General features: G+C 56.8%; 24 protein-coding genes and 2 pseudogenes. 16 read left to right on the top strand and 10 right to left on the bottom strand.

Annotated elements, in window-relative coordinates; genetic code table 11:
* Positions 1–863: 863 nt before the first annotated feature.
* Entirely contained in the window at positions 864–1,220 is a 357-nt protein-coding gene (gene queD / locus AP059_RS04045; protein WP_059761996.1) for a 6-carboxytetrahydropterin synthase QueD, read from the bottom strand.
* A 215-nt stretch (positions 1,221–1,435) separates the two neighbouring features.
* Between queD and AP059_RS04050 the strand changes: the two genes are divergently transcribed.
* The 3 genes from AP059_RS04050 to AP059_RS04060 are packed head-to-tail and all read left to right on the top strand — an operon-like array spanning position 1,436 to position 3,749.
* Positions 1,436–1,750 (top strand): PepSY domain-containing protein, encoded by a 315-nt coding sequence (locus tag AP059_RS04050; protein WP_059761997.1) that lies wholly within the window; start codon positions 1,436–1,438, stop codon positions 1,748–1,750.
* Positions 1,750–2,418, top strand: a complete 669-nt coding sequence (locus tag AP059_RS04055; protein ID WP_059761998.1) for a response regulator transcription factor — start codon at positions 1,750–1,752, stop codon at positions 2,416–2,418. The genes AP059_RS04050 and AP059_RS04055 overlap by 1 nt, the downstream gene beginning before the upstream one ends.
* On the top strand, positions 2,415–3,749 hold the full coding sequence (locus tag AP059_RS04060) for an ATP-binding protein (RefSeq protein WP_059761999.1): 1,335 nt from the start codon (positions 2,415–2,417) through the stop codon (positions 3,747–3,749). Before AP059_RS04055 ends, AP059_RS04060 begins: the two co-directional genes overlap by 4 nt.
* 26 nt (positions 3,750–3,775) lie before the next feature.
* On the opposite strand, the gene AP059_RS22995 is transcribed toward AP059_RS04060, so the two are convergent.
* Together AP059_RS22995 and AP059_RS23000 are read right to left on the bottom strand one after the other, a co-directional pair.
* Complete coding sequence (locus AP059_RS22995) at positions 3,776–4,531, bottom strand: methyl-accepting chemotaxis protein (RefSeq protein ID WP_371260616.1); 756 nt, start codon at positions 4,529–4,531, stop codon at positions 3,776–3,778.
* 102 nt (positions 4,532–4,633) lie between these two features.
* Positions 4,634–5,923: pseudogene (locus tag AP059_RS23000) on the bottom strand (HAMP domain-containing protein); the annotation flags it as partial.
* 306 nt (positions 5,924–6,229) lie between these two features.
* Here AP059_RS23000 and AP059_RS04070 point away from each other — a divergent pair.
* From AP059_RS04070 to AP059_RS23010, 3 genes and pseudogenes are all read left to right on the top strand, one after another.
* Positions 6,230–7,549 (top strand): Na+/H+ antiporter family protein, encoded by a 1,320-nt coding sequence (locus tag AP059_RS04070; RefSeq protein ID WP_165599915.1) that lies wholly within the window; start codon positions 6,230–6,232, stop codon positions 7,547–7,549.
* Positions 7,550–7,654: 105 nt separating this feature from the next.
* Positions 7,655–8,479, top strand: a pseudogene (locus tag AP059_RS23005) (cache domain-containing protein); the annotation flags it as partial.
* 102 nt (positions 8,480–8,581) lie between these two features.
* Entirely contained in the window at positions 8,582–9,337 is a 756-nt protein-coding gene (locus AP059_RS23010) for a methyl-accepting chemotaxis protein (RefSeq protein WP_441295888.1), read from the top strand.
* Positions 9,338–9,395: 58 nt separating this feature from the next.
* On the opposite strand, the gene AP059_RS04080 is transcribed toward AP059_RS23010, so the two are convergent.
* A complete protein-coding gene (locus AP059_RS04080) occupies positions 9,396–10,256 on the bottom strand; it encodes a pirin family protein (protein WP_059762003.1) in 861 nt (286 codons plus the stop codon).
* 64 nt (positions 10,257–10,320) lie between these two features.
* Entirely contained in the window at positions 10,321–10,737 is a 417-nt protein-coding gene (locus AP059_RS04085) for an OsmC family protein (RefSeq protein ID WP_059762004.1), read from the bottom strand.
* Positions 10,738–10,913: 176 nt separating this feature from the next.
* On the opposite strand from AP059_RS04085, the gene AP059_RS04090 reads away from it, so the two are divergent.
* On the top strand, positions 10,914–11,885 hold the full coding sequence (locus AP059_RS04090; RefSeq protein WP_256209705.1) for an amidohydrolase family protein: 972 nt from the start codon (positions 10,914–10,916) through the stop codon (positions 11,883–11,885).
* 65 nt (positions 11,886–11,950) lie between these two features.
* Here the strand turns inward: AP059_RS04090 and fabB are convergent, their stop codons facing one another.
* The 3 genes from fabB to AP059_RS04105 form a co-directional block, all read right to left on the bottom strand.
* Positions 11,951–13,171: a beta-ketoacyl-ACP synthase I gene (gene fabB, locus AP059_RS04095; protein WP_048366380.1), complete on the bottom strand. Its 1,221-nt coding sequence runs from the start codon at positions 13,169–13,171 to the stop codon at positions 11,951–11,953.
* An 11-nt stretch (positions 13,172–13,182) separates the two neighbouring features.
* The gene (fabA, locus tag AP059_RS04100; RefSeq protein ID WP_032859207.1) at positions 13,183–13,698 is read right to left on the bottom strand and encodes a 3-hydroxyacyl-[acyl-carrier-protein] dehydratase FabA; all 516 of its coding nucleotides are present in this window, start codon (positions 13,696–13,698) and stop codon (positions 13,183–13,185) included.
* A gap of 248 nt (positions 13,699–13,946) precedes the next feature.
* A complete protein-coding gene (locus tag AP059_RS04105; RefSeq protein ID WP_059762005.1) occupies positions 13,947–15,818 on the bottom strand; it encodes a response regulator in 1,872 nt (623 codons plus the stop codon).
* A gap of 264 nt (positions 15,819–16,082) precedes the next feature.
* Between AP059_RS04105 and AP059_RS04110 the strand changes: the two genes are divergently transcribed.
* From AP059_RS04110 to AP059_RS04150, 9 genes are all read left to right on the top strand, one after another.
* Complete coding sequence (locus tag AP059_RS04110; RefSeq protein ID WP_059762006.1) at positions 16,083–17,108, top strand: NAD(P)H-dependent glycerol-3-phosphate dehydrogenase; 1,026 nt, start codon at positions 16,083–16,085, stop codon at positions 17,106–17,108.
* 19 nt (positions 17,109–17,127) lie between these two features.
* A complete protein-coding gene (locus tag AP059_RS04115; protein WP_059762007.1) occupies positions 17,128–17,457 on the top strand; it encodes a DUF4389 domain-containing protein in 330 nt (109 codons plus the stop codon).
* A complete protein-coding gene (gene sixA / locus AP059_RS04120) occupies positions 17,454–17,903 on the top strand; it encodes a phosphohistidine phosphatase SixA (RefSeq protein ID WP_059762008.1) in 450 nt (149 codons plus the stop codon). The genes AP059_RS04115 and sixA overlap by 4 nt, the downstream gene beginning before the upstream one ends.
* A gap of 134 nt (positions 17,904–18,037) precedes the next feature.
* Complete coding sequence (locus AP059_RS04125) at positions 18,038–19,711, top strand: AMP-binding protein (RefSeq protein ID WP_059762009.1); 1,674 nt, start codon at positions 18,038–18,040, stop codon at positions 19,709–19,711.
* Positions 19,712–19,733: 22 nt separating this feature from the next.
* On the top strand, positions 19,734–20,177 hold the full coding sequence (locus AP059_RS04130; RefSeq protein ID WP_059762010.1) for a hotdog fold thioesterase: 444 nt from the start codon (positions 19,734–19,736) through the stop codon (positions 20,175–20,177).
* Between the two features lie 111 nt (positions 20,178–20,288).
* Positions 20,289–21,089, top strand: coding sequence for an alpha/beta fold hydrolase (locus AP059_RS04135; RefSeq protein WP_059762011.1), 801 nt, complete (start codon positions 20,289–20,291; stop codon positions 21,087–21,089).
* 12 nt (positions 21,090–21,101) lie between these two features.
* On the top strand, positions 21,102–21,956 hold the full coding sequence (locus AP059_RS04140) for an alpha/beta fold hydrolase (protein ID WP_059762012.1): 855 nt from the start codon (positions 21,102–21,104) through the stop codon (positions 21,954–21,956).
* Positions 21,957–22,101: 145 nt separating this feature from the next.
* Entirely contained in the window at positions 22,102–22,920 is an 819-nt protein-coding gene (locus tag AP059_RS04145; RefSeq protein ID WP_059762013.1) for a DUF4892 domain-containing protein, read from the top strand.
* A 73-nt stretch (positions 22,921–22,993) separates the two neighbouring features.
* Positions 22,994–24,043: an AI-2E family transporter gene (locus AP059_RS04150; protein ID WP_059762014.1), complete on the top strand. Its 1,050-nt coding sequence runs from the start codon at positions 22,994–22,996 to the stop codon at positions 24,041–24,043.
* A gap of 191 nt (positions 24,044–24,234) precedes the next feature.
* Here AP059_RS04150 and AP059_RS04155 read toward each other — a convergent pair whose 3' ends face one another.
* Complete coding sequence (locus AP059_RS04155) at positions 24,235–24,570, bottom strand: DUF2892 domain-containing protein (protein ID WP_059762015.1); 336 nt, start codon at positions 24,568–24,570, stop codon at positions 24,235–24,237.
* A gap of 79 nt (positions 24,571–24,649) precedes the next feature.
* Positions 24,650–25,117, bottom strand: coding sequence for an RNA methyltransferase (locus AP059_RS04160; protein WP_059762016.1), 468 nt, complete (start codon positions 25,115–25,117; stop codon positions 24,650–24,652).
* Positions 25,118–25,130 lie beyond the last annotated feature (13 nt).

Consider the following 25,130-nt stretch of genomic DNA (forward strand, 5'->3'; position numbering starts at 1 on the left):
TTAAATTCCAGAATCCCTGTCTGCTCACGCAGATGGGGATTTTGTTTGTGCGCTCGAAAAACAATGATTATCGGCTCAGCCTGCAACGTGATCTCAGGTCACTGACCAGCCATGCCGGGTACAACTGCGGCGTGCTTCACCTAAAGTCCTACAAATAGACGCAGTCATTTCATGCTCCGCACACTAGAATGGGCGCAGTCATTTCAAAGCCAGAGACTCCTTATATGCCAGATCCGGTTGACGCCCGCAGGGTGTCAGATTTACCGCTGGACGAGTCAGTGGCCCACCCCATAAAGCTGCGATGTATCGCATGCTAATGCCGCAAGTAAGCGTGAACACGCTGTAGAGCTTGCACCTGGAATAGGCGGGCAAGCTATTTCCGTGACACTGAATGCAAAACTGGGTTTGTAGTCCACCTAGTCCTTTCAGTCCAACGTTCCTTTTCAATATCTCAGGACTCGATCGACTAGGAAGCGAATCGTACTTCATCGCCTTGATCAGGGTGGTAATTGTCGGGGTTTAGTCCTGGACGTAAGCAAGTACGATTTCACGCAGCACATCAATCAGTGGCTGCAATTGCATTCCGCAGTGCCGATCCGGTAGGTGGTCAGTTTTTTCGTTGACGTTTTCACCTATGCCCTTAAGGGTGCAGCCGTGTAAGTGTATTTGTTTCAGATTCGTGATGAATCACTGTGCGAGGAAACTCTTTTTGGCCACACAGACCAGCGAGGGATTCTGCGTGGACATATCGGAGCGGCATTACCAGCTCACCATAAAAAACACCCCGCGAAAGCATCACTCTCGAAGGGTGTAAGCACTGGCATCTTATTAGGCATGCAGCTGGAATTCCCAGCGAGGGATTACTAATCCCCGTAGTAGATACAGCCACTGGTACATGTTTCATGAATTCGAATAGCTGACAGCTCAGGCAATAAAGGTTTCAACTGCTGCCAGATCCACTTGGCCAGGACTTCACTGGTTGGGTTTTCCAGGCCAGGAATATCATTCAAATAATTATGATCAAGCTGCTCGTACAGGGGCTTAAAAATCGCTTTGATTTCAGAAAAGTCACGGATCCAGCCGGTATTGGGGTCAATGTCGCCGCTTAGATGAATGGCAACTTTGAATGAATGGCCATGTAAACGACCACATTTGTGCCCCTCAGGAACAAATGGCAGCCGATGCGCAGATTCGAATGTAAACTCTTTAAAAATTTCCACAGTGTTTTAGCTCTTGAAGAGATGGCTGTCGCCTGTGCGACGAATGCAGGCGCGCAGTTTAACAGTTAACGTTGTACACGCGAGTAGCCACCCGCCTTGAAGGCGCGCTGGGTGACCAAACGCCGGGTTTATTCAGTTTCAATTAAGCGACTTTCGTTACAGTCATCGCTTTCGATAGTGTCTTTCATTTCACCCGATGTTCCACCGGAGTAGCCATGAACATCAATGTACGCTTTAGCCAACTGTTAGCGCTGATGCTCTGTGCATGTTGCTCGTTGGCTTCCGCGCGGGATTTGGGTCAAGACGAAGCGCTTCGCTTACGCGAGAGGGGTGAAATCTTACCCCTTGAGGACATTCTTAAATTCGCGCTTGAACGCTATCCGGACTCAAAATTATTAGAGGTCGAACTGGAAGAAAAGCAGGGTGCCTATGTCTATGAGGTCGAATTGGTAACCCCTCAACGTGTTGTCCGGGAACTCAAATTCAATGCCAGTAGTGGCAATCTGACTAAAGATAAGGAAGACGATTAATGCGTTTGTTATTGGTGGAAGACCATGTCCCACTCGCTGATGAGTTGATCGCCGGACTTACTCGCCAAGGCTATGCAGTCGATTGGTTGGCGGATGGTCGCGATGCCCTTCATCAAGGCCAGAGTGAACCCTATGACCTGATTGTTCTCGATCTGGGTTTACCTGGAATGACGGGTATTGATGTGCTTGAAAAGTGGCGCTCTGCAGGGGTGACAACACCCGTTTTAATCCTCACCGCACGCAGCTCTTGGGCCGAACGCATAGAGGGGCTCAAGGCGGGAGCGGATGATTACTTGACCAAGCCTTTTCATCCCGAAGAATTACAGTTACGGGTTCAGGCCCTGTTGCGACGCACGCATGGGCATGCCAATCAGCCACTTTTGAAGTCTGCGGGCCTGCAACTCGATGAAGCTCGCCAATGTGTTACCCGTGACGGTGTTGAGATCCAGCTGACCGCTGCCGAGTTTCGCTTACTGCGCTATTTCATGTTGCACCCGCAGCAAATCCTCTCTAAAAGCCATCTGTCCGGGCATTTATATGATGGCGAAACAGAGCGCGATTCCAATGTTTTGGAAGTTCACGTCAACCACCTGCGGCGTAAGCTTGGCCGTGACGTTGTTGAAACGCGACGTGGTCAGGGCTATATCTTCGGAACAGCGGCCCAGTGAAGTCTATTCAGCGCAGGCTTAGCCTTGGACTTGTCAGTGTCTTGCTGGTGGCCGGTATTGTGGTCGGCCAAGTCAGCCTGTGGCTTTTTGAGAGTGGTCTGCAACGTTATCTTGAGTCGGGTCTTCAAGATGACAGCGAGAATTTGCTGTTTGCGTTGAGTCGCGGCCCTCAGGGGTTACAGCTTGATGAGCGGCGTCTGTCTCCGGCTTATCAGAGACCATTTTCCGGGCACTACTTCAGTATTGAGTTCGGTGACATTCATTGGCGGTCGCGCTCACTGTGGGATGCGCAGTTGCCCAAGACAGAACACTCCGGGCTCAATAACACCCTTCAACCAGGCCCCGAAGGCCAAATGCTGTTGGTCTTGCGCAGTGACTACAAACGCTTCGGTCAGTCGGTTTCCATCACCGTGGCACAGGATTACTCGCCCATACGCAACAGTTTCCAACAGGTTCAGCGAATCGGGCTAGGCCTTGGGACGTTAGCGTTGGCGGTTATTTTACTGTTGCAGCGGATTACGGTTCGCAGAGCGCTGCGGCCGCTGGAAACAGCACGCATCCAAATTGCCCAATTGCAAAAAGGCCAGCGTTCGCAGCTCGACGCTCAGGTGCCCATAGAGCTTGAACCGCTGGTCAAACAGATCAACCACCTGCTGACGCATACCGAAGACACGCTCAAACGCTCGCGCAATGCGTTAGGCAATGTGGGGCATGCGTTGAAAACACCGCTGGCAGTGCTGATCAGCCTTGCCAATGACCCACGGCTTGCGACGTATCCCGACATACAAGCGACATTGCGTGCCCAGCTGGAGCAAGTTGAACAGCGCGTGAACCGCGAGCTAAATCGTGCTCGTCTTGCGGGTGACGCGTTGCCGGGGGCTCAATTTGACCCGCAGGCAGAACTTCCCGGTCTGCTGGCCACCTTGGCCATGATTCATGGGCAACATGTGAACCTCACGTTCCAGGCCCCCGACAATGTGCACCTGCCATGGGACCGTGAAGACATGCTTGAGCTGTTGGGCAATATTTTGGACAACGCCTGTAAATGGGCTGATTCACGGGTCGAGCTGAGCCTGCGTCAAACAGCCAACGGTTATGAAATTGAGGTGCAAGACGATGGTCCCGGCATTGCCCCAGATGAGCGCGATCAAGTATTGAGTCGTGGTACTCGCCTTGACGAACAAGCCAACGGTCATGGTTTGGGGTTGGGTATCGTTCGCGATATCGTCGATGCATGGGGGGGGCAGATGCAATTAGCGGCAGGGCAGTGGGGCGGTCTATTGGTCACAATCAATTTGCCTGACCCGGCTGACAAGGCGACGACAGCCTGATGCATGTCGCCGCCTTTGCTGCGTGATCAGACGCGGAACTGATCCATCAGTTGCTGTTGTTGATTGGCCAGTGAATTCAGCGACTGGCTCACCCGCGCCGATTCATTGGCTTGTTCAGACAATGACTCCGTCACATCCCGGATAGTCGACACGTTACTGTTGATCTCTTCCGCCACGGCGCTTTGTTCCTCCGCTGCGCTGGCAATTTGTAAGTTCATGTCAGTAATCACCGTTACCGCATTACCGATTTGTTGCAGCGCGGTGACGGCTTGCCCGACTTGTTCAACACTGCCCTGGGCCTGTTGATGGCTATTGCTCATCGAACTCACCACCACTTGAGTGCCGGCCTGTAGCTGTTCGATGACCTGACGCGTTTCTTCCACGGACTCTTGTGTACGGCGAGCAAGATTGCGCACTTCATCAGCCACGACGGCAAATCCACGACCTGCCTCACCCGCGCGCGCCGCTTCAATCGCCGCATTGAGTGCCAACAAATTAGTCTGCTCGGCGATGGCGCGAATCACTTCCAGTACCGACCCGATTTTTTCGCTGTTGGCCGCAAGACCTTCAACCTGGGTCATGGCATTACTCATATCAGCGGCCAAGTGGTCAATGCTGCGCGTGGTCCGATCAATAATGGTCAAACCATCACGCGTCGCCTGGTCGGCATCACGCGCGGCTTGTGCCGCTTGAGCCGCACTGCGGGCGACGTCCTGCGCTGTCGCACTCATTTCGTGAGACGCGGTGGCAGCCTGATCGACCTGGCGATACTGCTGCTCCATGCCAGCGCTGGTCTGGGCGGCGATGGCGGCCGACTGGTCTGCGGTGCTACGGGCATCCTGCACCGAGCGCTTAACCTCGGCGATGATCGGTTGCAGCTTATCCAGAAAACGATTGAACCAGCCCGCCAGTTGGCCCAGCTCATCTTTTTTGTCGTAGGCAAGACGCCGTGTCAGATCACCTTCGCCACTGGCAATGTCTTCCAGCATATTCGCCACGCTGAGGATGGGGCGGGTTACGCTGCGGGCCATCAGCCACACAAGCACCAGTCCCACCACCGCGGCGAGTAAGCCGAGTGCCAGTTCGATCAACGTCCCGGCATAGCTGCGTGCGTCCAGTTCGGCCTTCAGCGTTTCTGCCGGTCCAACCAGTACTTTTTCAGGCACATCCAGCAGTACGCCCCAAGGCTGGCTGCCAGGGATCGGGTGGAAAGGGGTCAGGACTTTCAGGCGCTCATGGCTGCGAATGCTTTGCGGCTCGTCGCCACTGGCCATCATGCGAATCAGTTGCGCACCATCATTGCTGTCTACCGCGTCCAGACGCTGGCTCAGTTTGCTGGCATCCAGGCTGTAGCCTGCCAACAGGCCCACGGAGCTGATAATGCCGACATTGGTTTGGCCGCCGTAGAGCTTTTGGCTGGCCTGTTGGCTGATGGCTTGCAGGCTATTGAGGTTGATATCAACCGACAGCGACGCAATCACTTTGCCATTGACCATCAACGGAAACACGATGCTGGTCAGCAATACGTTTTGCCCGTCGATCTCATAGAAATAGGGTTCGATGATGCACGGTTTCAGCGTTGCGCGCGGGCATGTGAACCACGTGTTATTGGCCTGACCGCTGGGTCCGATGCTCGTATCGGCCATGTCGCTTTCCGGCAACGCCATCGACGTTAACTTGCCTGGCGTGGGTTGCGACCAATAGAGCGCAAAACGGCCTTTATCGTTGCTGCCCAACTCTTTTTGGTGATCAAACAGCTGATCTTTGCCATCCAGCGCATTGGCTTCGAACACCAGCGACAACCCCAACAAGTCAGGGTTTGCCTGTAGGGCCGCTTTAACCTGACGCGTCAGGTCTTCACGCAAATCGAAAGCATCCAGAAACCGCTTCTCCGATTGCTCACGTAAAAACAGGACCTGACGGGCGAAACCATTGCCGTACTGGTAGGCATCCATAAACTGGCGGCTGATGGCCAACGCCTGGGCCTCGCCCTGAGCTTCGATGCGCGCTTGCGCCGATTCGTTGAGCATCTGGGCACTGGAGGCTTTCACCAGTTCGGAGTTGTGCTCCATGCGATACAGGGAAAGGCCCACCAGCAATGTCACTATCGCCAACAAACAAAGTCCGGAAAGCAGGGTGATTTTCCATTGGATGGAAAGCTGTCTAATCGACATGGAGACATCCTAAAAAGAGGCTTTGTCTGTTAGCGGCCGACAGGCGCGTTTCTTTATGCTTGAAACGTAAAAACCCAGTTTATTAAATGCCCATTTAGCCCTGTATTTATTAGGGATAAAGCCGTTTTTGCGATGTTTATTGACAGGTCCCGGAACGCACTTTGACAAGGCGGCGATGCTGCTTCAAAGTGTGCGCCCTCAAATAAATCCTCCTTTCCAAATCCGGCGACTGGCACAGCAGTCATTTGCCCGGAATCATCCGCATGACGGTGTTGCTCACGTTGTGCGTGCCATGAGGTTGTAATGATAAATGCAGTAGTTGCCGCGGTCGGCATCATGTTGGTGCTCAGTCTGTCCCGTGTGCATGTGGTCATCGCCCTGATTGTCGGTGCAGTCGTGGGTGGTCTTGTGGGCGGGCTGGGTATTGAAGAAACCCTCAATGCCTTTAACAGCGGGTTGGGTGGCGGTGCTCAAGTTGCGCTTTCTTACGCGATGTTGGGTGCTTTCGCCGTTGCGATTGCCAAGTCCGGTTTGGCACATGCCTTGGCCGACAAAGCCCTGACGCTGGTGAACAAACAGCAAAGCGCGGGTGGCAATCGGGTCAAATGGCTACTCATTGTCTTGCTGTTAGTGGTTGCGATCTGCTCACAGAACATCCTGCCCATCCACATTGCGTTTATTCCGCTTTTGGTTCCGCCGCTGCTGTATGTGCTGACCAAATTGAAGATTGACCGGCGTTTGATTGCCTGTGTCATGACCTTTGGCTTGATCACGCCCTACATTTTCTTGCCTGTAGGTTTCGGCAATATTTTCCTTAACCAAATTTTGCTGGCCAACGTCAGCAAGGGTGGCGTGGATATCAGCCAGGTCAATGTGACGCACGCCATGGCCATTCCGGCATTGGGCATGTTGTCTGGTCTGTTGGTCGCGGTGTTCATCAGCTACCGAAAAAAACGTGAATATGACCTGTCAAAAATTGAACAGGTTGAGCAAGTGGCCGTGAGCTACAACCCACGCACCCTGCTGGTCGCCGGAGGGGCGATTGCCGCTGCGTTTATCGTTCAGCTGTGGCTGGGATCGATGATTATTGGCGCACTGGTGGGTTTCTTGATCTTCTCGGCCTCAGGCATCGTGCGCTGGCGTGAAACGGACGATCTGTTTACCGAAGGCATGAAAATGATGGCCATGATCGGTTTCATCATGATTGCGGCTTCAGGCTTCGCCGAAGTGATGAAGGCCACCGGTGAAGTGAAATCGCTGGTAGAGGCTTCTGCGGGCTGGATCAACCACAGCAAGGGCGTGGGTGCGCTGCTGATGTTGTTGGTCGGTTTGTTGGTCACGATGGGGATTGGCTCGTCCTTTTCGACGGTGCCGATCCTGGCGGCCATTTTTGTCCCGCTGTGCGTGCAACTCGGCTTCAGCCCGATGGCGATCGTTTGCATTGTGGGCACCGCGGGCGCGCTGGGTGATGCCGGTTCGCCTGCCTCCGATTCAACACTGGGGCCGACCTCTGGTCTGAACGTAGATGGCCAGCATCACCATATCTGGGACACGGTGGTACCCACGTTCCTGCATTACAACCTACCGCTGCTGGCCTTTGGCTGGGTGGCGGCCATGACGTTGTAAGTAACCTGGCACCTTTAGCCGTTAAACAAGTTGTGTATGGGGTCTTAACTTTGAACGTTTCAGGCCGTTAACGCAGTACGTAGTTCCTTAAAAAGAGTAAAAGCCATGCGCCTGAGCCTGAAGGCAAAAGTATTGTCCCTCGCGGTGTTGCCGGTCTTGTTGTTTGCCTTGGTCATCAGCGTAACGACGGTCTGGATTCTGCAAGATCAGGCCACTAAAGAGGTCGAAGAAACCCGTCAACGCTTGCTCAATGACGCCAAGGCGACGCTGCACAGCTACGTTGAGGTGGCGATGACGGCCATCAAGCCGCTGTACGACGCGGCGCAGCCGGGTGATGAAGCCGCACGGGCGCAGGCGATCAAGCTGTTGTCCAATATCACCTATGGCACCGATGGTTACTTCTTTGGTTATGACTCGCAAACCGTACGCTTGTTTAAAGGCAACAGCCCGGAAGGCGTAGGCAAAAACTTTCAGGACAATCGCGACCCGAATGGCGTGTACACCAACCGCGAATTGGTTCGCGCCGCTAAAGACGGCACGCACTACGCTCAGTACAGTTCGTCATTGCCCGGCAATGAAAAGCTGCTAGTCCCCAAATTGGGCTACACCGAATATCTGCCCAAGTGGGACCTGGTGATGGGGACGGTGGTCAATCTTGACGGTATCGAGGCGCAGGTCGCCGACGTCCAGGCCGACGTTAAAGAGCGTATGGAAGGCATGATCTTCAGCATTGCCGCCATTACGGTGCTGGTGCTGTTGGTCATCGCCGTCATTGGCATGCTGGTGGCCAATACCATTCTGCGTCCATTGCACTTGATGAAAGCCAATCTGGACGATATTGCGGCCGGGGAAGGTGACTTGACCCACCGTCTGGCGATTACTAGCCAGGATGAACTGGGTGAGCTGGCAGGTTCATTCAATCGGTTCGTCGACAAAATCCACGCCATGGTGCGACAAATCACCGACATGACCTCCCAACTGACCACGCTGGTCGCGCAGGTGTCAGATCAGGCGCACCGTTCTGAGCAGGCGATGGAGCGCCAGCGCCACGAAACCGACCAAGTGGCTACGGCAATCAATGAAATGTCCTCGGCGGCGCAGGAAGTGGCCCGCAGTGCGCAAGGGGCTTCGGTCGCGGCACAAAAAACCGATGAAGAGGGTCAGCTCGCTAAACGCGTGGTGGATGGCAGCATTCAACAGATTCATGCGCTGGTCAGCGATATCCGCAGCAGCGGGACATCGCTGGATAGCTTGCAACAAGATGTCACCTCGATTGTCAGCGTCTTGGGGGTGATTCGCTCGATTGCAGACCAAACCAACCTGTTGGCCCTCAACGCCGCCATCGAGGCTGCGCGAGCGGGTGAAGCGGGCCGTGGTTTTGCTGTGGTTGCTGATGAAGTGCGAGCGCTGGCCAGCCGTACGCAGCAAAGCACGCAAGAGATTCAAGGCATGATCGATCGCCTGCAACAGGGCACCGATCAAGCCGTGCAAGCGATGCGCCGGTCCAGTGAAGCGGGGGATGGCACCTCGGCGCAAGCCAATCAGGCCGGGACCTCCCTGGACACGATGGCGCAACTGATTGGCACCATCAACTCAATGAATGCGCAAATTGCCAGTGCAGCGGAAGAGCAAACCGCCGTTGCCGAAGAGATCAACCGCAGCGTTCACCAGATTGCAGTCGCGGTCGACAATGTGGCGGACGAAACCCAGCAAGGCGCCCAAACCACCCGCAGCCTGGCGCAATTGGGCCAGCGCTTGGGTGATCTGGTCGGGCAGTTCCGCATCTGACAGTGCGCAGTGGCTGATGGCTGTGTGCGGCTCGCCGCCATCGGCTGCTTCTGTACGCTCACGGCAACTCGATACGGCCTGTTTCTCCCGGCACGGTCGGCCAATCACCGGCCGCCCACCGCGCCCTGGCGCGTTCAATCAAGGCTGGATCGCTGGCGACAAAGTTCCAGTTCATCCGGCGCGGCCCATCCAGTGGGGCGCCGCCAATGATCACCACGTGGCAATCACTGTCGGCGCACACCGTGACCGCTTCACCCGCCGGCAACACCACCAACGTATGGCGCTCAAGTGGCTGGCCATCGATCTGAGCTTCCCCCTCAAGCACATACACCGCGCGTTCAGCATGTTCGGCTGCAATCAGCAGGGTGGTGGCGGTTTGCATCTGCACGTCGGCGTAGAGCGTGGGGGATAACACGGGCACAGGCGAGGTCAGGCAGAACCCCGAACCCGCGATCAGGCAAATCTTAACGCCCAGGTTGTCGCTGACTGGCAGGCTGGCAGCCGGGTGATGGCTGTAGTGACCGGGGCCCTGCTCGTGGCTTTTGGGCGAGGCCAGCCACACTTGTAACCCGTGAATCACCGAGCCTTCAGCGCGCAAGGGTTGCGGTGTGCGTTCAATGTGGGCAATGGCTTGGCCGGCGGTCATCCAACTGACGTCCCCAGGGCCTACGTGCTGATCTGAACCCAGGCTGTCTTTATGCTGCACACGGCCCTCAAACAAATAGGTAAGGGTCGACAAACCAATGTGGGGGTGCTGTTTGATGTCCATCCCGTGACCGGGAGGATAGTGGGTGTGCAGGATGTGATCGAAAAAAACGAAAGGTCCGACACTTCGGCATTTGGCCGAGGGTAGTGGACGCAGAATGGGTTGCCCTTCAACCTCTTCGGCACGCGGCCGAATCACAGTAAGTGCCGACATGAATCAGTCCCGCCAATCAAGAAGCGTTGAGCATAACCCAACGCTTCAGGATCACGCTTGCCGGTTACTGGCTAAACGCACCTTCGGACAAATGCGTTTCGATGCTGATGTCAGCAGTGGTCATCAGTTTGTGAATCGGGCATTTGTCCGCAACGCGATGCAGTTCATCTCGCTGGGCGTCCGTCAGTACGCCCTTGAGTGTGAGCTTGACGTGCAGGTTGTACTTGCCTTGTTGTTCTTGCTCGGCATCGTGTTTTATCTCGACGGTGACGCCCGTGAGGGGAATGTCTTTCTTTTTGGCGTACATTTTCAGGGTCAGGGCTTTGCAAGCGGCCAGTGCGGCATCGAAGTAATCATGCGGCCCTGGTGCTGAGCCTTCGCCTCCCAGCGCTTTGGGCACATCGGTGAACACTTCGTAATCATCAATCTTGATGCTGTGACGAAAACCCTCATGCGACACGGTATTAACGGTAACAGTCATGGCAAACCTCAGCTTGGCAGTGATTAAAGGTCCTGATCTTTATAGAGCATGTGGCGGATCGTGCGTTCCATTTAACATGTGGGCCTGAACCCTTAAGCCTGTGCTCGGGTCTATCAGTCTCTACTGATGAGGATGACCGGGTGCGAATCAAATCATTACTTTTGGCTTTTGGGGCGCTGGCCGTGAGCACGTTGGCCCAATCGCGCGAATACGCCTACAGCGATGCCCATCTGCATTACGTCGATTTCTTCCAGGAAAGTGCGGGTATGCCAGCGCTGTTGGCGGCCATGGCAAAAAATCGTATTGAACACGTAATGATTTCCGGCATCCCGGTGGCCAAAAAATGGCACGAAGACGAACCCAAGCGCCCGCGCTATTACGCGGGTGACGATGCTGACGCTTATTGGTACAGCGCCACCGATGTCTGGGTGGCAGATGCGGTCAAGCAACTGAGTGCAAAGCAGCGCGAGCATTTTCATCCGTTTTTGTCGGGCTTTAACCCCAATGACAAAAACTCGGCGGCGCACATCCAGCGCATGCTCGACCTCAACCCCGGGCTGTGGCAGGGGATTGGCGAAGTGTTCACCCGCCATGATGATCTGACCGCCCTGATTTCAGGTGATACCCCGCGTGCCAACAACGAAGCCTTGATGCGCATTTACACCTTGGCGGCCCAACACGACTTGCCCGTTCTGGTGCATTCCAATATCACCTCCAAGCGTGAGAAAAACCCGCTGTACCTGGCCGAAATTGAACAACCGTTGGGGCAGCATCCACGCACTCGCTTCATCTGGGCGCATGCGGGCACTAGCGCAGAGATTCACCGCCACCAAACACAGATGGATTTTTTGCTGCCAACGCTGACCCGATTACTGGCGACTTACCCTAACCTTTACGTCGACCTGTCCTGGAGCATGCTCACGCCTTATCTGTTGGATGCGCAGGGCAGGGCAAGGCCGGAGTGGGTGGCGCTGGTTGAGCGCTTCCCTGAACGCTTTATGCTGGGGTCAGATGTTGTAGGTCGTTTTGACAAGCTGGGCCAGGAGCTGCACAGCTTTGACCCCTTTTTGGATGCACTGCCTGTCGAGGTTGCGCATAAAGTGGCGAAGGATAACTTTTTGCAGGTTTTGCCGAAAAAGACTCGATAGGCCAAATCCGGGACAAAAAAATGCCCTGAACCAGTCAGGGCATTTTTTATGAGCGGGCAGAGGGCTTATTTGCCTTCCCAGCGCTTGAGCACCAAGGTGGCGTTAGTGCCACCAAAGCCAAAGCTGTTGCTCATCACGGTGTCGATTTTGGCATCTTCACGCGTTTTGGTCAGGATCGGCATGTCAGCGACGGCCGGGTCCAGCTCATCAATGTTGGCGGAGCCAGCAATGAAGTTACCTTCCATCATCAGCATGCAGTAGATCGCTTCGTGAACACCGGCGGCGCCCAAGGAGTGGCCCGACAGGCTCTTGGTGGAGCTGATAGGCGGCGCTTTGTCGGCGAAGACTTCGCGGATGCCTTTCATTTCGGCCACATCACCGACCGGGGTCGAGGTGCCGTGAGTATTGATGTAGTCGATAGGCGCATCAACGGTAGACATCGCCATCTGCATGCAGCGAATAGCACCTTCGCCGCTTGGAGCAACCATGTCGTAGCCATCGGAAGTTGCACCGTAACCCACGATTTCGGCGTAGATTTTGGCGCCGCGGGCCAGGGCATGCTCCAGCTCTTCAACCACCACCATGCCACCACCACCGGCAATCACGAAACCGTCACGCTTGGCGTCGTAGGCACGGGAGGCTTTTTCTGGCGTGTCGTTGTACTGGCTGGACAAAGCGCCCATAGCGTCGAACAGGAACGATTGGCTCCAATGTTCTTCTTCACCGCCGCCGGCAAACACGATGTCCTGCTTGCCCATCTGGATCTGTTCCATGGCCGTACCGATGCAATGAGCACTGGTTGCGCAGGCAGAAGCGATGGAATAGTTCAGACCCTTGATCTTGAACGGCGTTGCCAGGCAAGCCGACACGGTGCTGCTCATGGTCCGCGTCACACGGTATGGGCCAACACGTTTCACGCCTTTTTCGCGCAGGATGTCCAGCGCTTCCATCTGGTTCAAGGTCGACGCACCGCCAGAACCTGCGATCAGACCGGTACGCGGATTGGAGACTTGCTCCTCGCTCAGGCCCGAATCGGTAATGGCGTCTTTCATGGCCAGGTAAGCGTAAGCAGCGGCGTGGCCAACGAAACGATAAATCTTGCGATCGATCAGCTCTTCGAGGTTCAGGTCAATGGAGCCGGAAACCTGGCTACGCAGACCCATTTCGGCATATTCCGGGTTGAATCGGATGCCAGGGCGACTTGCACGCAGGTTAGCGGAGACGGTCTCTTTGTCATTGCCCAGGCACGAAACGATGCCCAGACCAGTGATAACGACGCGGCGCATTCGGATAACCCTTAGAAGTTGTCAGTTGAGGTGAAAACGCCGACCCGAAGGCCTTCGGCGGTATAAATTTCGCGACCGTCGACAGTGACCGAACCATCGGCAATGGCCAGGTTCAGCTTGCCCTTGAGGACGCGCTTGATATGAATGTTGTAGGTGACTTTTTTGGCGGTCGGCAAGACCTGGCCAAAAAATTTCACTTCGCCCGAACCCAGGGCACGGCCGCGGCCCGGCAGACCTTGCCAGCCGAGGTAGAAGCCCACCAGTTGCCACATGGCATCAAGGCCCAGGCAGCCTGGCATCACAGGGTCGCCTTCGAAGTGACAGGCAAAAAACCACAGGTCAGGGGTGATATCCAGCTCGGCGACCAATTCACCTTTGCCGTACTTGCCACCCTCTTCACTGATATGGGTAATGCGATCCACCATCAGCATGTTAGGGGCGGGCAGTTGCGCGTTACCTGGGCCGAACAGTTCGCCGCGGCTACAGCGCAGCAAATCTTCCCGAGTAAAGGCGTTTTGTTTGGTCATGCGAGCTCCTCAATAATCCCATGCGGCAAGGTGGGGCAAAACTTCCCGACCAACTGAAACAGTCGCGCTTCAGTTCGCCAGCCTACACATAGACTATTGCGTAGTAGTGAAAGTCACAGCGCCAAGGACACAAATGTACACTTGTTCACTGAAATTTAAAATCAGGCCCGTTCAGGCCCCCAATCGGGTGGCTAAGACTGCCGCACTTTTAAGTTTTACGCCAGTCGCAGGAAGGTCATGGGTATAAGTTACTGGACCCAGCGCAGCAGGATTTGTTCCAGATCAGTGCGTTTGAACGGCTTTGCCAGATAATCGTTCATTCCTGCTTGCAGGCAAGCTTCACGGTCACCCTGCAAGGCGTTGGCCGTCAACGCAATAATTGGCACCTGGGTGCAGCCAGCTAGCTGGCGAATCTGGCGCGTTGCTTCATAACCGTCAATGATCGGCAGCCGGCAATCCATCAAAATGGCTGTGAAGCACTCGGTATTGGCCCGGTGAATGGCTTGGGCGCCGTCACTGACCACGCTTACCTCATACCCAAGGCTGCTGAGCATGGCCTCAATCACCGTCTGGTTGACCGGGTTGTCCTCCACCAGCAGCACTTTGCGACCTTTGATGCACAAGGGAGGCGCTTGAAGTGCGGCGCGAGTGTTGCTGGCGGTGGGCTGGTGCAGTTCCAGCGGGATTTCTAGGGTGAACACCGAACCTTGCGCTTCTTCGCTCTGGGCCAATAAGCGCCCACCCATGCGTTCAGCCAATGAACGGGCAATGGGCAGGCCCAGGCCGGTGCCGCCGTAACGTCGTGAAATAGAGCTGTCAGCTTGCTTAAAGGCATTGAACATCGAGTCCAGCTTCTCGGTGCTGATACCGATGCCGCTGTCGCGAACGGTGCAGGTAAACCAGATCAGCTCGTGGTCCAGCGGTTGCCATGCAGGTTCGATGCTGACGTGCCCGCGTTCGGTGAATTTCAATGCATTGCCGATCAGATTGACCAAAATCTGCCGAATACGGGTGGGGTCACCCAGTACGTGCAAATGTTGCAGGCCCTCTGGCACCACCGTGCGCAAGTGCAAGCCACGTTGCCCGGCATTGTGCTGGAAGGCCTGCGCGCAGTTGCTCACCAATTCGCCAAGGTTGAACGCAATATGTTCCAGTTCCAGGGTTGAACGTTCGATCCTCGAAAAATCGAGAATGTCGTTGATGACCTTGAGTAAATGCTCGGTGGATTGCGACGCAAGGGCGGCATATTCAGCCTGCTCCTCGGTCATTTGCGTGGTTTCCATCAGTTGCAGCATCCCCAGCACGCCATTCATCGGGGTACGCAGCTCATGGCTCATCATCGCCAGAAAATCGGTTTTGGCGCTGTTGGCGCGCTCGGCTTCTTCGCGTGTCTCAATCAATTGGGCGATCGCTGTTTGCTGTTCACGGCTCGCTTGCGCCAAACCTTCGGCGAGGTTGTTGATGTGGCGCGCCAGGCTGCCGAGTTCACCTTCGTCCACCACCGGTAGCGGTGTGTTGTAGTGCCCTTGTTGAATGGCCTTGACCGCATCGCTCATGTCACTGATCGGTTTGGACAGGTTGGACGCCAGGCGTCTGGCCAGCAAATAGGTGAAACCCAGCGCAAACAGCGCAAGAATCACGGCCTTGAGCAAGATGTCTTGCTGGCGCTGATTGAAGGCGTCACTGGACATCCCCACCAGTACCCGACCCATATAGTCCTCGGCAGGGGCATTGGATTGACTGGAGCTGCGCCTGACCCTGACGGGGGCCTGAAACACCTCGATCTCGGCGCGATGGTGGGGGTCGAGCTGCGGTTGCTCGGCATGGACCAGCACATTGTTGGCGCTGTCCTGTACTTGCACAAATTGCACATGGGCGGTGTTGAGCGACGCCGCCATCAGGGTTTCGAGCACCTGGGTGTTGCCAGAAATAACCCCGTACTCGGACGCAGGGGCCAGTTGGCTGGCAATCAATTGGCCGGTGTGGTTCAGCTCCTGGCGTAAATCCTGAAGGCGCACGAAGGTAAAAAAGCTGATAAGCAGCAAGGTCAGCAACAAAGCCGGGCCCAAACTCATCATTTGGGTGCGGGCGTGAATATCCCATCGACCACGGTCAGTCATGCGTGAAGTGTTCCATGAGCCAGTGCCAGCTTGCTGAAGTCATCCGTGACCTGCGGTGGGTCATGCAGGTGCGCAGCCAGGCTGCCTCGTCAGGGGTGAATGAATGGGCGGCATGTTAACTGAGCTGAAGCCGTTTTCCAGTCAAGGCCATGCATTTTCTGCGGGATCAGTTGCCGCAGGTCACTGCACGGGGGGGCTGGTCGCCAAGAGTGTGCTCCGTATAATGCCGCCATTGCCACTGCTAGATGGATGACGGGATTGCATATGACTGAACAGCGCGCTATTGCGGTCTTGGGAGGCGGGAGCTTTGGCACTGCGGTGGCCAACCTGCTGGCCGAAAATGGCCATCACGTACGTCAGTGGATGCGCGATCCGCAGCAGGCAGAGGCCATTCGCCTTAACCGTGAAAACCCTCGCTACCTTAAAGGCATCAAAATTCATCCGGGTGTAGAGCCGGTCACCGACCTGCAAGCCACGCTTGATGACTGTGATTTGTGTTTCGTTGCATTGCCGTCCAGTGCCTTGCGTGCGGTGTTGGCGGTCCATGCCGAGCGCTTGAGCGGCAAAATGCTGGTCAGCCTGACCAAAGGCATCGAAGCCCACAGCTTCAAGCTGATGAGTGAAATCCTTGAAGAAATCGCCCCTCAGGCGCGGATTGGCGTTTTGTCCGGTCCCAACCTGGCGCGTGAAGTGGCTGAGCACGCGCTGACCGCCACGGTGATCGCCAGTGCCGACGAAGCACTTTGCTTGCGGGTTCAAGAGGTGCTGCACGGTCGTACGTTTCGCGTGTACGCCAGCGCGGACCGTTTTGGTGTAGAGCTGGGCGGGGCGCTTAAAAACGTCTATGCGATTATTGCCGGCATGGCCGTGGCGTTGGGCATGGGTGAAAACACCAAAAGCATGCTGATTACCCGAGCATTGGCAGAGATGACTCGATTTGCTGTCAGTCAGGGCGCCAACCCGATGACTTTTCTGGGGTTGGCCGGTGTAGGCGACCTGATCGTCACCTGCTCCTCCCCTAAAAGCCGCAACTATCAAGTCGGTTTTGCGTTGGGTGAAGGGCTTAGCCTGGAAGAGGCGGTCTCACGTTTGGGCGAAGTGGCAGAAGGTGTCAACACGCTCAAAGTGCTCAAGGTCAAAGCACAGGAGCTCAACGTCTACATGCCGTTGGTGGCGGGCCTGCACGCTATCCTTTTTGAGGGCCGCACCCTGAACCAGGTGATTGAATTGCTGATGCGTGCCGAACCCAAAACCGACGTCGACTTTATTTCCACCAGTGGTTTTAACTGAACACAACAGGAGCCGCCCCATGCGTGACACCCAAAACGCACCCCAGTACGAGTCCATCATTTTGCGTGTGCTGTGGATGCTGATTTTTTTAATGATCTGGCACGTTGCGCAACTCGTGCTCGGCGGGTTGGTGCTGGTGCAATTGATCTACCGCCTGATCTATGGGGCCCCCAATGGTGGCCTGATGAATTTTGGCGACAGCTTGAGCGTGTATCTGGCGCAAATCGGTCGTTTTGGCAGTTTTCACACGGACCAAAAACCCTGGCCATTTGCTGATTGGCCAGCGCCGCGCGCCCCGGAAGGTGAAGCGCCTTATGCACAACCCGTGCGCGAAACCAAGCAGCCATGAAACTGTGGATTTTGCGCCACGGCGAAGCCGAGCCCCACGCCCGCTCTGATGCGCAGCGAAATTTAACTGAGCACGGCCGTGAGCAAGTGCGCCAGGCAGCGGCCCATTTGATCGGCCAGTCCATCGACAAGATGTTGGTCAGCCCTTACGTCAGGGCGCAGCAAACAGCCGAAATCGTGCGCAAGGTTTTGGGGGGCACACCCGCACTCAAGACTGTGTCCTGGTTGACGCCCGAGAGCGATCCTGCGCTCGCCGTCGGTCAACTCCCGGACAACGGTAATGTGCTGCTGGTCAGCCATCAGCCTTTTGTGGGCGAGTTGATCAGCCTGCTGCAATACGGCCATGACCGCAGTCCTGAGCCCATGCAGACCGCCAGTCTGGCGCAGCTTGAGGGCGACGGGGCGCTGGCTGGCTGCATGCACCTGCGCACGGTCCGGCATCCGTAACCAGCCGGGCGGTGTGACGGTTTAACGGCAAGTTTCAACGCGTGCTCTACATTCATTGCGTGTGGCCGAAGGAGTCGGCCCGGTCAGGACTCATCAAGGAGTCCGGATATCCGCCATGAGCCAAGGAGGGCACCATGTCCAGCGCTACATGCTTACCCCTGCAAGCCTTTTACGAACGTGAAAGGCGTCATCCACAAAAACCCTACATGATTCAACCGTCGAGCGATGGGCGCGTGCACGCCTTCAACTGGTATGAAGTGGGGCAGCAAGCCCGGCGGGTCGCACAGTGGTTACGCAATCAGAACCTTGCCCCCCGCAGTCATATCGCCCTGATTTCGAAAAATAACGCCCATTGGCTGATCACCGATCTGGCGATCTGGATGGCCGGGCATGTGACGGTGCCGCTGTACCCCAACCTGACAGCTGCCTCGGTGGCCCACGTATTGGCGCATTCTGAAAGCGTGCTGGTGTTTGTCGGCAAACTGGATGACTGGTCGCACATGGTTGAGGGCATCACGCCTGAGCGGGTGACGGTCAGCTTGCCGCAGGCGCCACTCGACAGTTTTGACTTCAATTGGGACGACCTCCAGGCCTGTCCCCCCATCACCGACTCGCCCACGCCTGCGGCCGAGCAACTGGCGACCGTGATTTACACCTCAGGGACCACTGGCGAGCCCAAAGGCGTCATGCACAACTTCGGCGCGCTGGGTTACGCCGCCAGTCATGCCACGCAACTGTTAGGGCTGCATGAGCATGACCGGGTGATCTCTTACTTGCCCTTGTGCCATGTGGCTGAGCGTCTGTTCGTTGAGCTTGCATCGTTCTATGCGGGGCACTGCATCTATTTCTCTGAGTCGTTGGAGACGTTTGCCCTCGATATGCAGCGCGCCCGCCCGACTGTGTTTTTAGGCGTGCCGCGGATCTGGAGCAACTTTCAACAGGCGGTCTACAGCCGCATGGGCGAGCGTCGGCTGAGCCTGTTGTTGAGCGTGCCAATGGTGCGTCAGCGGGTGGCACGCCACATCCTGCACGCTTTGGGCCTGGACGCGGTGCGTATGGGTTATATCGGCGCCTCGACCGTCCCCCAGGCGTTGATGCTGTGGTATCGGCGACTGGGCCTTGAAGTGGTCGAAATTTATGGCATGACCGAAAACTGCGGCTATTCCCATGTGTGCCGCGTGGGCCAGCATAAACCGGGCTGGATAGGCCGACATTGCGAGGGCGTGGAGGTGCGGATCGATCCTGAGGGTGAAGTGCAAATGCGCAGTCCGGCGCTCATGATGGGCTACTTCAAAAACCCGCAATTGACCCGCGAAGCGTTTACCCGTGACGGATATTTGCGCACCGGTGACAAAGGTGAGCAAGACACCTTGGGGCATTTGCGGCTGCGGGGGCGAATCAAAGAGATCTTCAAAACCAGTAAAGGCAAATACGTCGCGCCAGGGCCGATTGAAGGCAAGCTTGCCGCGCACGCAAAAATTGAACAGGTGTGCGTGGTAGGCGATGGTCTGGCGGGGCCGTTGGGGCTTTGCGTGTTGTCCGCGCGGGGCCGGGAAGAGGCCGCAACAGTGGCGCGTGCCCGCCTGCAAGTCAGCCTGGAAACGTTGTTGCATGCGGTCAATGCGGGCCTGGACAAACACGAACAGTTGCGCAGCCTGGTGGTAGTGAAAGATAGTTGGGGCACGGACAACGGTTTTTTAACCCCCACCTTGAAGATCAAACGCACAGTGATTGAAGACACCTACAGCGAATGGTTTGAACGGTGGGGCGCAGACAGTCGAGCCGTCCAGTGGCAAGACGGCAACTAATTCACTCTCCAAGGACTGACCCATGAGCTTGTGGACCACCACGCCCGACCTGGCGCACCTCAATTCACTGCGCACAAACACCATCTGCGATGTACTGGACATCACCTTTGATGCCTTCGATGACACCTCCATCACGGCAAGCATGGTGGTCGATCACCGCACGCATCAGCCCTTTGGCTTATTGCATGGTGGCGCCTCGGTCGTGTTGGCCGAGACCTTGGGGTCGATGGCCAGTTATCTGTGCATTGATCAGCAAAAGTTCTACTGCGTCGGCCTTGAGGTCAACGCCAATCACTTGCGTGGGGTGCGCAGCGGGCGGGTGAGTGCTGTTGCGCGTGCGGTGCATATCGGGCGTACAACCCATGTGTGGGACATCCGCCTGACGGATGAAAACGGCAAACTCAACTGCATTTCCCGACTGACCATTGCCGTGGTCGCGCTGGGTGATACCCCGCCTGTGCGCTGAGCAAAGGGGCACGCAATGGCCGTACTGGCGTCCTCGATGGCGTATACGGTCATTGATGTTGGGAATAATCCTACTGACAATAAGGCCACCCTTTTCAACTGGATGCCTTGTATGTCCCGGCAGATTTTTTTCGCCCATGCCAACGGCTTCCCTTCGGCCACCTACGGCAAATTATTTGCATCCCTGGCGCCTGACTTTCACGTCGCCCATTTGTCGCAGCACGGTCACGACCCGCGCTTTCCGGTGGACAACAACTGGCGCAACCTGGTCGACGAACTGATTTACCACCTGCAACAACAAGACGAACCCGTATTGGGCGTTGGCCATTCGTTGGGCGGAATGCTGCACTTGCACGCGGCCATACGCTGCCCGCACTTCTACCGTGGGGTTGTGATGCTCGACTCACCTGTGTTGACGCGCACCGATCAATGGGTGATTCGCGCGGCCAAGCGTTTTGGCCTGATTGATCGCCTGACGCCGGCCGGGCGCACACTGGGACGGCGCGAAGAGTTTGCAGACCGTGACGCCGCCCGGGCTTATTTTGCGGGTAAGTCGTTGTTTCGCAGCTTTGACCCGGACTGCTTTGAGGCGTATCTGGAGCATGGGTTGTGCGCGATGGATGATCGTCTGCGGCTAAGCTTCGACCCGGCCACCGAAATTGACATCTACCGGGGCGTGCCGCATACCAGTCCGGGGCTGATCAAGCAGTTGCAAGTACCGCTGACCGTGGTGCGTGGGCGCGACAGTCGGGTGGTGATGCGCCATCATGCCAACGCCGTCGCGCGCCTGCCCCTGGGGGAGGCGTTAAGCGTGCCGGGTGGCCACATGTTCCCGCTGGAACAGCCGCAAGACACCGCCAGCCTGCTGAAAGACATTTTTACCCGCTGGGAACTGCGTCATCCCGGCCTCTGAAGAGCGCTTTGCATGAATCCCGTGGTTGAAGAAATTCGTCTGAGCCTGCCCCACATCGAGCTTGCCGCGCATGTGTTTGGCCCTGAAGACGGCCTGCCAGTGATCGCGTTGCACGGCTGGCTGGACAACGCCAACAGCTTTGCGCGGCTGGCACCAAGGCTCAAGGGCTTGCGCATCGTTGCGCTTGATCTGGCAGGACATGGTCACTCTGCGCACAGGCCGCAGGGCGCGGGTTACTCGCTGTGGGACTACGCCTTTGATGTGCTCAGCGTGGCAGAACAACTGGGCTGGGAGCGTTTTGCGCTGTTAGGGCACTCGCTGGGGGCGATTGTTTCAGTGATCGTGGCCGGGTCATGCCCGCAGCGGATCACCCGAATGGCGCTCATTGATGGCGTCATGCCGCACATGGGGTCTGAACAGGGCACGGCCGAGCGCATGGGGCAGGCGCTGCAGGCCCAATTGGCACTCACGCACAAGCGTAAAACGGTGCACAAAACCCTGGAGGGAGGCGTCGAGGCCCGCATGAAAGGCATGGTCGCGGTCAGCCGTGAGGCTGCGCAGTTGTTGGCCCAGCGCGGTTTGATGCCGGTGCCGGGGGGCTACAGCTGGCGCAGTGACAGCCGCTTGACCTTGCCGTCCCCGCTGCGACTTACCGATGAACAGGCCATGTCATTCGTACAGCGTGTCAGTTGTCCCACCACGTTAGTGGTCGCTGAGGACGGGATGTTGACCTCCCATCCGACGTTGCTGGATAGGCTACCCTTCACGCTGGAACGGTTACCCGGCGGCCATCATTTACACGTCAATGACGACGCGGGGGCAATCCTTGTTGCAGACTGTTTCAATCGGTTCTTCGCCGCTCCTTGACTTGCGGCGGCCAACTGCCGAGGCTTGGCGGGTTGAAATGGGAGACAACCATGATAGATCTCTACACCGCTGCGACCTCGGAAGGCCACCCGGTCTCTATCGTGAGCAGGCTCAAACACTCCTCACCTGCGGGTGACGCGTGCCGATGAAACCGACCAATCGTTTTATCTGTGCGCTGGGCCTGAGCTGCCTCAGCCCTCTGCTGTGGGCGGCTGACGTGCCCGGCAGTCATGACTTGCGAGACGTGCCACGGCTGGCGGACGCGCAAATTGTCGATTACACCGTCAAGCCCGATGTCGAGCGCATCTACCCGATGGGCGCCATTCGAAAAATCAGCGGTCGGCTGCGTTTTGAAGGGCAGGTCAATGCCCGTGGCCAAACCACGGCGATCACCTATGAATTACCCGCTGAGCACTCGGCCACCGAAGCCTTTACGGCTGCGCGTGAAGCCCTGCAAGCCAAAGATGCGCAGTTGTTGTTCTGGTGCCAGGCCCGTGATTGTGGCGAAAGCAGCCTGTGGGCAAATGAGATTTTTGGTAACTCCAAGCTGGTGGGCGCCGACGGTGAGCAGTCCTACCTGTTGATCCGCCTGGCGGCGCCTGAGCAAAATCAGTTGGTCGCGTTGTATGGCATCACGCGGGGCAACCGCAAAGCCTACCTGCATGTCGAGCAGCTTCAGGCCAGTGGTGATCTGGGCCAATTACTGCCCACCTCAGCCACCTTGCAGCGCCAGTTAAAAAGCACGGGCGAGCTGGATTTACCTGCGCTCACGGCAGAGCCAGATGCACAGTGGCTCACCTTGATCAGTCGCGCATTGAACCTGGATGCAACCTCCAGGGTCAGCCTGAGCGGTGTTCACGCCGCCGCATGGCGCGACGGTCTGATCAAGAACGGTGTAAGGGCTGCGCGCATTGAACTGGGCGAGAACCCGGTCCAGGGGCTGCGGGTCGAACTGCTCCGTTAAACGCTTGTCTGCGACGGCTACACTCTGCGTAGCCGTCGTCTTTTTTTGCCTATGAATTTTCTGTGGAACACACATGCTCAATAACGATCGCCTGCTGGTGCAGATCCTGCTGCTGGTGTTGTTCGGTGCCAGTCTGTGGGTGATGGCGCCTTTTTGGTCGGCGCTGTTCTGGGGGGCGGTGCTGGCGTTTGCCAGTTGGCCGTTAATGCGCTTGCTGACGCGCTGGCTCAATGGCCGTGAGTCGCTGGCAGCGGGTATTCTGACTTTGGGCTGGATGCTGCTGGTGGCAGGCCCGCTGGTGTGGCTGGGCTTCAACCTGGCGGATCACGTGCGCGACGCCACGACCTTCGTCAAGGATGTTCAGCTTGAAGGCTTGCCGCAGGCGCCTGGCTGGCTGGCGGGTATTCCGTTAATCGGTGAGCGCCTGGTGGGTATTTGGGACACCATCGATGAGCAGGGCGCGGCGCTGATCGTGGCCGTCAAGCCGTATTTGGGGCAGGTCGGCAACTGGCTGTTGGCCCGCAGTGCACAGATCGGCGGCGGCATTCTGGAGCTGACACTGAGTATCGTGTTTGTGTTCTTTTTCTACCGTGATGGCCCGCGTTTGGCGATGTTCGTGCATCGCTTGCTTGAACGCTTGATCGGCGAGCGCGCCTCCTACTATCAGGATCTGGTGGCCGGCACCATTCAGCGAGTGGTCAACGGTGTGATCGGCACGGCAGCGGCGCAGGCGGTGCTGGCGCTGATCGGCTTCTTGATTGCCGGTGTACCGGGCGCACTGGTGCTGGGGCTGGCGACTTTTCTGCTAAGTCTTATCCCGATGGGGCCGCCGTTGATCTGGATTCCGGCCACGGCATGGCTGGCCTGGAAGGGCGATTACGGGCTGGCGATTTTTCTCGGAATTTGGGGCACGTTGATCATCAGTGGCGTGGACAACGTGCTCAAACCTTATTTGATCAGCCGGGGCGGCAACTTGCCCTTGGTGATCGTATTGCTCGGCGTGTTTGGTGGCTTGATTGCCTTTGGCTTTATCGGTCTTTTCATCGGCCCGACGTTGCTGGCGCTGGCTTACAGCCTGCTGGTGGACTGGAGCGCGAGCCAGCAGAACAAAGACAAAATCTGAGACCAAACGCTGTAGTGCTGTTGAGGCGGGAGGCTGTGATGGGTTGCGACGCGGCGTAAACCCGGTGATTGCGGTGTGACGAAAGCACCGGGTTGAAGGGTTTATGAAGGCTTCACCGCGAATCGCAGCCTCACATCACTGCTCAATGACGGCACATGGCGCCGTTAATCGCAGGTGCAGCCAGGAACGTATCAGGTGTTTTTCACAACCCTGGCTTCAACTTCATCTTTCATGCGCAGTAACTCGTCACCCGCCTGCTCGATGTCCGAACGCACGCTGTTCAATTGCTGGCGGCTCTTTTCCAGCAGACGTTTGGTCGAGCTGTGGCCCGTAATGCCGCGCTTGAGCGCCATCGCACCAATGCCTACCTGGATCAAGCCGATAAAGCCGCCACGGCGAATGCCTTTGCCCAGCATCACCACGCCGCCTGCCAGCGAGCCAACGCGCTCCCAGCCCTCTACGTTTTGATAAGGCACGTCTTCGTACGAAGTGGATTCAATGCGCTCTACAGGTTTTGTGTTGCTCATGCTCTGTCTCCAAGGGATAGGTGGATACAGAGCTGACTGCCGGGGAGGGCGGGTTGTTCCATTCAATGGCGGGCGAGGGTTAGAACTTGGGGCCGGAACGGGTGTTGTTGCCCTTGGCCAAACGGTCGTAAAGCACCACGTTGACGGTGGCCGCAAGGTTCATGCAGCCGTTGGTCGGGATGTAAATCACATCCTCGCACCAGTCCAGAATCTCTTTGTCCAGTGAGCCGTCTTCGGGGCCAAAAATGTACAGCGCGCGATCCGGGTGCGTGTACTCAGGCAGGGAGCGTGCGCCCTCGACCAGCTCAACCGCGACCGGAATGCAGCCCAGCGGGAGGATTTTTTTCAGGTCATCAATGCCGATCAACGGAATGTCCTGATGCACCTTTTTGGTGTCCGTGATGAAGTCGCGGGCACGTTCGTACCGTTTGCCGGTGTAAAACACCGAGGCCACGTTGTAGCAACCAGCCGCACGCATCACCGAGCCGACGTTTTCCGGTGATTTGGGGTTATACAAACCAATGCAGCTGTACCGTTTGTTCGCCACGTGCCCGAGCCCT

The organism is Pseudomonas sp. TAA207 (assembly GCF_001529285.1).
GTDB classification, from domain to species: domain Bacteria; phylum Pseudomonadota; class Gammaproteobacteria; order Pseudomonadales; family Pseudomonadaceae; genus Aquipseudomonas; species Aquipseudomonas weihenstephanensis.

Excerpts from the sequence above, each read along its gene's own strand:
- AP059_RS04050 (WP_059761997.1), top strand. The coding sequence starts at position 1,436 with ATGAACATCAATGTACGCTTTAGCCAACTGTTAGCGCTGATGCTCTGT.
- AP059_RS04055 (WP_059761998.1), top strand. The coding sequence starts at position 1,750 with ATGCGTTTGTTATTGGTGGAAGACCATGTCCCACTCGCTGATGAGTTG.
- AP059_RS22995 (WP_371260616.1), bottom strand. The coding sequence starts at position 4,531 with ATGGAGCAGCAGTATCGCCAGGTCGATCAGGCTGCCACCGCGTCTCAC.
- AP059_RS23010 (WP_441295888.1), top strand. The coding sequence starts at position 8,582 with ATGGAGCGCCAGCGCCACGAAACCGACCAAGTGGCTACGGCAATCAAT.
- AP059_RS04080 (WP_059762003.1), bottom strand. The coding sequence starts at position 10,256 with ATGTCGGCACTTACTGTGATTCGGCCGCGTGCCGAAGAGGTTGAAGGG.
- AP059_RS04085 (WP_059762004.1), bottom strand. The coding sequence starts at position 10,737 with ATGACTGTTACCGTTAATACCGTGTCGCATGAGGGTTTTCGTCACAGC.
- fabB (WP_048366380.1), bottom strand. The coding sequence starts at position 13,171 with ATGCGCCGCGTCGTTATCACTGGTCTGGGCATCGTTTCGTGCCTGGGC.
- fabA (WP_032859207.1), bottom strand. The coding sequence starts at position 13,698 with ATGACCAAACAAAACGCCTTTACTCGGGAAGATTTGCTGCGCTGTAGC.
- AP059_RS04105 (WP_059762005.1), bottom strand. The coding sequence starts at position 15,818 with ATGACTGACCGTGGTCGATGGGATATTCACGCCCGCACCCAAATGATG.
- AP059_RS04110 (WP_059762006.1), top strand. The coding sequence starts at position 16,083 with ATGACTGAACAGCGCGCTATTGCGGTCTTGGGAGGCGGGAGCTTTGGC.
- AP059_RS04115 (WP_059762007.1), top strand. The coding sequence starts at position 17,128 with ATGCGTGACACCCAAAACGCACCCCAGTACGAGTCCATCATTTTGCGT.
- sixA (WP_059762008.1), top strand. The coding sequence starts at position 17,454 with ATGAAACTGTGGATTTTGCGCCACGGCGAAGCCGAGCCCCACGCCCGC.
- AP059_RS04125 (WP_059762009.1), top strand. The coding sequence starts at position 18,038 with ATGTCCAGCGCTACATGCTTACCCCTGCAAGCCTTTTACGAACGTGAA.
- AP059_RS04130 (WP_059762010.1), top strand. The coding sequence starts at position 19,734 with ATGAGCTTGTGGACCACCACGCCCGACCTGGCGCACCTCAATTCACTG.
- AP059_RS04135 (WP_059762011.1), top strand. The coding sequence starts at position 20,289 with ATGTCCCGGCAGATTTTTTTCGCCCATGCCAACGGCTTCCCTTCGGCC.
- AP059_RS04140 (WP_059762012.1), top strand. The coding sequence starts at position 21,102 with ATGAATCCCGTGGTTGAAGAAATTCGTCTGAGCCTGCCCCACATCGAG.
- AP059_RS04145 (WP_059762013.1), top strand. The coding sequence starts at position 22,102 with ATGAAACCGACCAATCGTTTTATCTGTGCGCTGGGCCTGAGCTGCCTC.
- AP059_RS04150 (WP_059762014.1), top strand. The coding sequence starts at position 22,994 with ATGCTCAATAACGATCGCCTGCTGGTGCAGATCCTGCTGCTGGTGTTG.
- AP059_RS04155 (WP_059762015.1), bottom strand. The coding sequence starts at position 24,570 with ATGAGCAACACAAAACCTGTAGAGCGCATTGAATCCACTTCGTACGAA.